An 8074-nucleotide genomic window follows, 5' to 3' on the forward strand; every position below is an offset into this window, starting at 1 on the left:
GCAGAGCAACCCGAATTAGAGCGCTATGTTAGTTAATTTTTCCAAAATGCACGGCCTGGGCAACGATTTTGTTGTAATTGATAACATTACACAAAACGTTTTCTTGTCACGAGACCAAATAAAAAAACTGGCAGATCGCCATTTCGGCATCGGCTTTGACCAACTATTAATGGTTGAAGCGCCTTATTCTCCCGATCTTGATTTCCATTATCGTATTTTTAATGCTGACGGTAACGAAGTAGAACAATGCGGCAATGGTGCTCGGTGTTTTGCCCGTTTTGTACGGATGAAAGGCCTTACTAATAAACATAAAGTCACCGTATCTACCAAATCAGGTAATTTAACCTTATACATCGAAAAAGATGGCCAAGTCACCGTCAACATGGGTCACCCTAATTTCGAACCGAGCAAAATTCCACTCAAAGCGACTAAGCGTGAACTGACTTATATTATTCGAGCAGAAGAACACACCGTATTTAGTGGTGCAGTATCAATGGGTAACCCACATTGTGTACTTGAAGTTGATGATATAGAGACAGCTGACGTCAGCACTTTAGGCCCGCTACTTGAAAATCATGAACGTTTTCCACAGCGCGTTAACGTGGGCTTTATGCAAGTGATTAATTCTGAGCATATTAAATTGCGAGTTTGGGAACGTGGCGTTAACGAAACGCTCGCCTGCGGTACAGGCGCATGTGCAGCAATGGTAATTGGCCAAATTCAAAGTAAATTATCCACTACAGTACAGGTCGATTTACCGGGCGGTAGTTTGCAAATTCGCTGGCAAGGTGAAGGCCATCCAGTGCGAATGACCGGCCCTGCAGAGCATGTATTTGATGGGCAGGTCGCTTTATGAGTAACTCAAACGACAAAGTAACTAGTGAGCAAGTGAGTGAGTTTTTACAACAAAACCCATTGTTTTTAGCTCAAAATCCAGCACTATTAGCCCAACTTGAGCTGCAGCAAGCGCAAGGCGCAACCTCATTAGTGCACATTCAACAGCGTCAATTGCGTGAACACAACACCATGTTGAAAAGCAAAATTGACAGCTTAATTAAGCACGCAAAAGAAAATGAGCTAATTTATAGCTTGTTCAGCGAGTGTCATCGCCAGCTTTGGACTAACTACGACTTTAAAACTTTAGCAATAAACTTACGCAATATTATTTGTACTAATCCGGCGATTAATGAATGCCACTTGCTTAAGTATGATAAAAAGTTTGCGCAACTAATTGAACACCGCTTAGAGCATAATGGCGTTTATCTGGGTCGCGTAAATCAGCAAGAGCGAGATTTACTGTTCAGCCCTGCTACACAATCAACTGCGCTCTATTTAATTGGTAACAGTCAGCACCCTATCGCTATTTTGGCCTTTGGCAGTGATGATGCAAACCACTTCGAACCGGCAAAAGATAGTTTATTTGTACTTGAGTTTGTTCGCTCACTGCAACTTAGACTGTTGGAATTGGAACTAGAGCAGGCATGAGCGAGCAGCAGCCGCCAAATGTTGAGCAATTATGTGACAAACTAAGCGATAAGTGGCGCACGCCAATCCTATTATTTAGTGATTATCTGCGCTTCGAAAGACAATACTCACCACACACTATCAGCCAGTACACCAGCCAACTTAACTTCGCTGCATTGTATTTCAGCAAACTGTGTAATGATTGGTCAAGCGTACAGGGTGAGCATATACGCCGTTACAGCATGCAGCTTAGAAGCAAGCAACTAAGTGGCCGTACGATTAGTTTAAAGCTCAGCTGCATTCGCAGTTTGTATAAGTTTTTAAAGACCAAAGATAACAGTCAACAAAACCATTATCATAATCCGGCAGAAGCAATCAAAGGCCCCAAGTTTGCCAAACCCCTGCCTAAAAACCTTGATGTAGACCAAATGGCACGGTTACTTGATATTCACGATGATGATCCTCTTGCAGTTCGCGATCAGGCGATGATGGAGCTGATGTATTCATCTGGCTTAAGAATTAGTGAGTTAGTTGGTGCCAATATACAAGATATAAATCGCAGTGCGGGGGAAATATTAGTCCGCGGTAAGGGCAACAAAGAACGCCTGTTACCAGTGGGAGGCAAAGCGCTAGAATCATTAAATAAATGGCTTAAACTACGCCCTCAATTTGCTCATCCAGAAGAAATTGCAGTATTTGTCAGTAGCAAAAAGTGCCGTATTTCAGCACGTCACGTTCGACTTCGCATGCAAGAGTGGGGAATAAAACAAGGTATTAGCAGCCAAGTACACCCACATAAATTACGCCATTCATTTGCATCACATATTTTAGAATCATCGGGTGACTTGCGAGCAGTACAAGAGTTATTGGGTCACAGCAGTTTATCGGCCACCCAAGTGTATACCCATTTAGATTTTCAGCATTTAGCTAAAGTGTATGACAACACGCACCCTCGCGCTAAAAAACGTTCAAATACCGACTAGCAAGGAGCTTATATGATCCGCTTTAATCGTGCCATTTCACCTTTTACCGTATTGAGTTTTGACTTAGACGACACCTTATACAATAACCATCCGATAATTACAGCAGCCGTTCAAGCACAGATAAATTATCTAAATGCATTGCCAAACTGGCAAGCACAAGGTAAAGACTATTGGCAACAATGCCGTGAGCAGGCGCTACTTGATAACCCCGAGTTAGTCGACAATGTTACGCAGTGGCGCAAAAGCACTCTGCGTACAGCACTGGCAAAGCTCGGTTATCAAAACGCAGAGCTCGAACACCATGCTAATAATGCTTATCAAGCATTTGCTGATGCCCGCAGCCAAATTGTGGTGGATGATAAAGTGCTCGATTTACTTTCACAACTGAGTAAACGCTATCGCTTAATTGCTATTACCAATGGTAATGTAGAAATTGAACGTTTTAACTTAAATGGTGTATTTGAACTGGTTTTACAAGCAGGTATTCACGGTAAAGCTAAACCTCATACCACGATGTTTGAACAGGCCGCCGCCGCGCTTGGCGTCCCAACCCAGCACATTTTGCACATTGGTGATAGTTTAGACACCGATGTACAAGGTGCGCATAATGCGGGTTGTCAGTCACTTTGGTTAAATGACCAACCAGCTAAATATGCCTACAAAGGCTTAGCCGATATTGAAATAACTGATATTCAAGCGCTTAAACACTTTTTAAGCCAGCCATAATATTCTAGGAGCGAGCAATGAAAGGGACTGCTGTTACTAAATTTATCACGCTGCTGCTACTGCTATCAGTGGCACTTAATGGCTATTTATTGTGGCCACAACAGCAAGCAACAGCCCCACAAGCAGCCGTTAAATTGTCGCCATCAGTTATCGTTGAAAACAATCAGCAATCACTCTATCAGCAAGCTCTACAGCAATTTAATCAGCGACAGTTTACGGCTGCCTTAGCCAGCTACCAAGCATTAACTACAAGCCAGCCATTACAAGCTGAACAACTTTACTTTTTATGGTTAGATAAACTCGATAACTGGTTAAAAAATAATGAGCTCACAGTTGCTGAGACTTTTTTGCAATTATTTTTAAATAGCTATCCATACGATATAAATATGTTACAGCTTGATGCCGAACGTTTAGTGAAAAACCAGCAGCTACACCAAGCTATTGTTGCGTTATTATCATTGCAATCACTTGCCAATGAAAGCCAGCAAGCAGCCATTAATATGCGTTTAATACAATTGACCATGGCACAAATAAAAACGCTTACAGAGCAGCACGCGTGGCAAAAAACCATTAATCAAACCTTAGTGTGGCTTGATTATGATAACGAAAATCCTAATTACTTATTCGCACTCGCTAATGCGTATTACCATCTCGGTGACCTGCTAAGCGCGCAAGCAACATTAGATCGCTTTCCTTTGGAGCATCCATTACAAGCGAAAGTTGCTGAATTACAAACACGCATAGCACAAGCGCAAAGCGGTATTGATCTGGTGCCATTACGTCCATACGGCGCACACTATTTATTAGATATGCAAATCAACGATGCGCTCAACACCCAACTAATGATAGATACCGGGGCAAGCTTTACCGTATTACCAAATAACGTATTTCAAGCATTACGGCCAATACCCGACTATATTGATAGCTTAAGCATCAATACCGCCAACGGCCAAGTAATCGCAAAACGTTACCAACTTGATTCAATTTTAATTGGCCAGCAATATATTGAAAACTTTGAAGTGTTAGTAATTGATAACCATAGTGGGTATGGATTACTCGGCATGAATTTTTTACAGTTGTTTAAATTTAATATTAATCAACAAACTAATCAGCTAGAGTTAGCTAAATAAGGATGACTATGACACTCAACGATTTTTTAAGCCGTCTGGCTAATGAGCCACACACCATTGCATTTGCCGATACGATGGCAGTGATTGAAGCAAACTATACTTTTACAGCCTGCGCATTCAATAACCACGGCTTAAAAAGTGCCGTTGGTGAAAATAATGGCTCATGTAAAATTTTTGCTTTTGCTAAACTAAACCAACTAAGTAAACAAAATACTCTAGATTGCTTTGGCGCGTTTTATCGTGATGATGTACTTGGCAATCCTAATGAGCACGATCACATGAACATTCGCACATTTATGTTAGCACCAGAAGTAACCCCCTTCTTGGGCATTACTTTTGATGGCGAACCATTAACAGCTAACTAAGTGATTTTTCCATAAAGTAGCGGGTGCCAGAGCGAGGATAATTATCGAGTTGATATTTAACTTCATAACCACGATGTTCATAAAATGGTTTAGCTTGAAAATCTAAAGTATCAAGCTGAACTTGCAGCGCACCTAACTGCTTACCCTTTAATTCGATCGCGCTAAGTAACTTACTAGCTAGGCCTTGACCGCGTGCTTTTTCATCACACCAAAGCCAATTTATTTGTAACCAGTTACCAAATAATTGAGCAGCTACAGCCGCCACCACTTGCTGATTTTCATCAACAAATTTACACCCCAATGGCAGTCTTTGTGCATCAAAGTGAGCTTGATTATAAGCAACTATTTGCTCACGCAATAACTGTTCTAATACCTGTGAATCATCATTTTCAAACTGATACATGGTCGCTTTTTACCAAGTTAAAAGGTCAGTTTAAATGACTAACAAGTTAATATAAATGATTTTTACCGTAAGGCACCTCAAGCATATTACTGCCCACTTTTTCAGGCTGGCCACACATTTCATCGTATGCGCTGGTATGACGCAATACCATTTGCGCATAACTAAGGTGGTCGAGTCGTTTTTGAATATGCAATGGGCTTAAGCCACGAATAAACTCCCCCTGCTCATCCGTTACATAATACTCAACATTGTTGATCATCACCGACACTTGGTATAAAGCCATTTCCAATGAGTGAACAATAACTTTTTGCAAAGGCTGATGGTTTTTAAGTTCTGATAATTTTATCGCCATGGTGAAACCCTTTTTACAGTGGATTAAGTTATCTGTACGTTGCTTTGATATACTTTGATCAATTTAAACCGAAGCGACTTAATTTATGAGCGAGAAAACTCGTCTAGCTAAATACCTTGCCCATGCTGGCGTTTGTTCTCGTAAACAAGCCTCGCGGCTGATTGATGAAGGTGTGGTGAGCGTAAATAACCGCCCAGCCAATCATATTGATCACGTTGATGATAACGACGATATACGCGTCAATAACACGCGCGTACAAGGTAAAGCAACGCGCGTTTATTATGCCTATCACAAACCGGTAGGAATTGATTGTAAACTCAATCAACATGACCCTAGCAGCTTAATTCACCATCTACCAACAGACACCCGCGTATACCCCATTGGCAGGCTAGATAAAGATTCTCGTGGTCTGTTAATACTGACTAATGATGGTGAATTTTGTAATCAGCTGATCCATCCTGACTTCCACCAGCCAAAACGTTATTTAGTCACTGTTGATAAACCGCTTAATGATGGCTTTAGCCAAAAAATGGCAAATGGTGTGCCTGTTGATAAACATATCACACTGCCATGTACCGTGGAGAAAGTAGCCGACTGCCAATTTAGTATTATTTTAAAGCAAGGGCTGAATCGCCAAATCCGAAAAATGGCCCATTACTGTGGCTATAAAGTGATTGATCTTTACCGAGAACAAATTGCCGAGCTTAATTTGGCCACCCTAAGCCTGCCAGAAAATACCTATCGTAAAATAAATAAATCTGACATTTTAAAAAACTAATTATTTTTATATAAAATAGTTGCAAAGTTTGATTACAGGTGTAATCTTAAGTTAAAGATTACACCTGTAGGCAATATATATATGATTGAATTATCAAAAGCAGAATTTGAAGTGCTCGATGCACTTTGGCTGAACTCCCCTGCTACAGCAAGCCAAATTATCGAGCGTTTAAGCGATGATAAACAATGGCACGAAAAAACCATTAAAACCTTACTCGGTCGGTTAGTAAAAAAAGGCGCACTCAGCTTTGAAAAAGATGGCCGCCAGTATATTTACACTCCTTGCATGGAACGCGCTGAATACACGCTAAAAGAAAGTCAAAATTTTATTGAGCGTTTTTTTAGTGGCCGTATCGCGCCGTTAGTCAGCGGTTTTGCTAAATCTGAGCAACTTTCTCAACAAGACATCAACGAACTTAAAAAGGTGATTGATGACTGGGAAAAACAGCAAAAGTAAGGGCTTAATATGTTAGAAAACACCTTTAACTGGCTTCTTGAGCAGCAACTATTAATCAGCTTACTGATACTCAGTTTGCTGGTTTTAGAACGCTATTCACTAAAATGGCTCAATGCTAACTTTGTCTATAAGTTATGGCTAATGTTACCAATCACATTACTGCTAGCAAATATGCCAGAGCATTTTAAGCCGCTGCCAAACAACGTCATTAGCACTATGCTGATCAGCCCCAAGCAAGGTTTTTCAACAACGATTAGTATTAGTTGGGTACTAGTTTATAGCGCTATATTTAGCATACTGGCGTTAACTGCCATCGTGGTACACCTGCGGTTTATCAACCAATTACGATTAACCAATCTTGATGATAAAGTGCTGATTGACGCACATCCCGACATGCAACTATTACAAAGTAGCGCCGTTAGTACACCAATGGTTATAGGGCTATTCAGTAATCAGCTAGTCCTACCAACCGCCTATACACAACACATTGATAGCACTGCGTTAACGCTGATCATTGAACATGAAAAAGTACATATAAAACGCGCCGATAATTTATTTAATGCGCTGGCATTAATGGCCACATTGCTGATTTGGTTTAATCCACTGGCTTGGCTTGGCTACATGAGCTTTAGACGCTTGCAAGAGCTGTCGTGCGACGAAAAAGTACTGACAAATAAAACTACTCAACAACGCATTTTATACAGTAAAGCTCTGATCAACTGTGCAGCAAATAGCCGTGCAGGGTTAATAGCTTACTCACACTATGGAGATAAAAACACGATGTTACAACGACTCAATCAAATCAAACACACCGGCAATAGCTCAATTATTGCCAAAGGCGCTTTACTTATTTTTGCAGCGGGTATGATCAGCAGCTTTGCTATCGCAAAACAACCTGAAGCAATAAGTAAGGTGCAAGCTATTTCACCCATCATGCGTATTGAGCCTATTTACCCGATACAGGCAGCTGAACAAGGTATCAGCGGTTCAGTAGTATTAAAATACGATATTAGCCCAGCCGGAAAGACACAAAATGTGTCGGTTGTGAATGCCAAACCTGAAAGAGTATTCGATAAAGAGGCAAAAAAAGCGCTAATGCAATGGCAATATAAGCCTTCAAATTCAGGCTTTAAAGATGTATTGGTACAGTTAGACTTTGCAATTGACAGTAATTACAAATCAGAAGAACTGATTGAAAAGGTGACTGTTGCGGCTAAGTAAATTTTAACAACCAAGACCCTAAAGCAAGCGCCTTATTGAAGCCGCTTGCTTTAGCGTTTTAAAAAACAAAGCTTATACCAATCGACTTAAATATTTAACCATTCTAGCGAGCTAAATAAAGCGCTAACTGCGTTATAATTTTTTCAAGTAGAACAACTACATGTCAAAATTTACGCCTTGTTATCACTGTATTTAT

11 protein-coding genes are annotated in these 8074 nt (G+C 40.6%); 9 read left to right on the top strand and 2 right to left on the bottom strand.

The genetic code is table 11. The features are described 5' to 3' along the window. The first annotated feature begins 25 nt into the window (after window positions 1-25). From dapF to H5162_RS18170, 6 genes are read left to right on the top strand one after another with little or no spacing between them, the layout of a single operon-like run. The gene (gene dapF / locus H5162_RS18145; RefSeq protein ID WP_145239950.1) at window positions 26-856 is read left to right on the top strand and encodes a diaminopimelate epimerase; all 831 of its coding nucleotides are present in this window, start codon (window positions 26-28) and stop codon (window positions 854-856) included. Next, the gene (locus H5162_RS18150) at window positions 853-1485 is read left to right on the top strand and encodes a DUF484 family protein (protein ID WP_182779224.1); all 633 of its coding nucleotides are present in this window, start codon (window positions 853-855) and stop codon (window positions 1483-1485) included. The genes dapF and H5162_RS18150 overlap by 4 nt, the downstream gene beginning before the upstream one ends. Next, the gene (locus H5162_RS18155) at window positions 1482-2447 is read left to right on the top strand and encodes a tyrosine recombinase XerC (RefSeq protein ID WP_149982186.1); all 966 of its coding nucleotides are present in this window, start codon (window positions 1482-1484) and stop codon (window positions 2445-2447) included. The genes H5162_RS18150 and H5162_RS18155 overlap by 4 nt, the downstream gene beginning before the upstream one ends. 12 nt (window positions 2448-2459) lie before the next feature. After that, a complete protein-coding gene (locus tag H5162_RS18160; RefSeq protein ID WP_149982187.1) occupies window positions 2460-3173 on the top strand; it encodes an HAD-IA family hydrolase in 714 nt (237 codons plus the stop codon). A 17-nt stretch (window positions 3174-3190) separates the two neighbouring features. After that, window positions 3191-4303, top strand: a complete 1113-nt coding sequence (locus H5162_RS18165) for a retroviral-like aspartic protease family protein (RefSeq protein WP_145239958.1) — start codon at window positions 3191-3193, stop codon at window positions 4301-4303. 8 nt (window positions 4304-4311) lie between these two features. After that, window positions 4312-4668, top strand: a complete 357-nt coding sequence (locus H5162_RS18170; RefSeq protein WP_145239960.1) for a HopJ type III effector protein — start codon at window positions 4312-4314, stop codon at window positions 4666-4668. On the opposite strand, the gene H5162_RS18175 is transcribed toward H5162_RS18170, so the two are convergent. Together H5162_RS18175 and H5162_RS18180 are read right to left on the bottom strand one after the other, a co-directional pair. Next, entirely contained in the window at window positions 4661-5071 is a 411-nt protein-coding gene (locus H5162_RS18175) for an N-acetyltransferase (RefSeq protein ID WP_145239962.1), read from the bottom strand. The genes H5162_RS18170 and H5162_RS18175 overlap by 8 nt on opposite strands. A gap of 46 nt (window positions 5072-5117) precedes the next feature. Continuing rightward, window positions 5118-5423, bottom strand: coding sequence for a DUF6482 family protein (locus H5162_RS18180; protein WP_182732290.1), 306 nt, complete (start codon window positions 5421-5423; stop codon window positions 5118-5120). An 85-nt stretch (window positions 5424-5508) separates the two neighbouring features. Between H5162_RS18180 and H5162_RS18185 the strand changes: the two genes are divergently transcribed. The 3 genes from H5162_RS18185 (at window position 5509) to H5162_RS18195 (ending at window position 7878) form a co-directional block, all read left to right on the top strand. Continuing rightward, window positions 5509-6201, top strand: a complete 693-nt coding sequence (locus H5162_RS18185; RefSeq protein WP_145239966.1) for a pseudouridine synthase — start codon at window positions 5509-5511, stop codon at window positions 6199-6201. An 81-nt stretch (window positions 6202-6282) separates the two neighbouring features. Then, window positions 6283-6657, top strand: coding sequence for a BlaI/MecI/CopY family transcriptional regulator (locus H5162_RS18190; RefSeq protein ID WP_182779226.1), 375 nt, complete (start codon window positions 6283-6285; stop codon window positions 6655-6657). Window positions 6658-6666: 9 nt separating this feature from the next. Beyond that, window positions 6667-7878, top strand: coding sequence for a TonB family protein (locus H5162_RS18195; protein ID WP_182779228.1), 1212 nt, complete (start codon window positions 6667-6669; stop codon window positions 7876-7878). Window positions 7879-8074 lie beyond the last annotated feature (196 nt).

Origin of the sequence: Pseudoalteromonas sp. SR41-8, assembly GCF_014163915.1 — a bacterium.
GTDB lineage: Bacteria > Pseudomonadota > Gammaproteobacteria > Enterobacterales > Alteromonadaceae > Pseudoalteromonas > Pseudoalteromonas rhizosphaerae.